Below are 496 nucleotides of genomic sequence, written 5' to 3'. Positions count from 1 at the left end.
TCGTAATAGTTCCACTCAACGCCTGCGGTCCAATGGTCGGTAAATGCGTATTCAGCGCCGAGGCCGGCCGTCCAGCCTACCCGAGACCCGCCACCAAACGACTGCGGAAAGTCGGTCTCCGCGAATTTGTACTTGGTGAAGGCAACACCAGCATCGCCGTAGATTAGGAATCGGTCAACCGCGTAGCCTAGGCGTCCGCGCACCGAACCCAGATAGTCCTGCTTGGTCTCACAGGTCGTGCCTGCGGTGGTGGAACATTGGTCGTCGCCCTTGACAGTCGAGCCTGCGAAGTCGCCCTCGATGCCAATGACGAATTGGTTTATCTGGTAGTTGTAGCCGATCTGGCCGCCATACACGACTCCAGACCCGTTTGTATTAAAGGGAACGAAGCCCAGACCGCCAACTGGGGACCAACGGCTGTCATTCCACGCGCCTCCGACTTGAGCGCCGACATAGAAGCCGGTCCATGAGTACGGCGCGGCGCCCACCGGCTCAA

At 59.3% G+C, this 496-nt stretch carries 1 protein-coding gene; it reads right to left on the bottom strand.

Annotated features, from left to right (window positions below; translation table 11 throughout):
- Positions 1–496: outer membrane protein (locus JT360_RS33330; protein ID WP_214477736.1), on the bottom strand; the 496-nt coding region annotated here is incomplete at both ends.

This window comes from Mesorhizobium sp. dw_380 (assembly GCF_018588885.1).
GTDB lineage: Bacteria > Pseudomonadota > Alphaproteobacteria > Rhizobiales > Rhizobiaceae > Mesorhizobium.
This window is presented reverse-complemented; position numbering and strand designations above follow the sequence as displayed.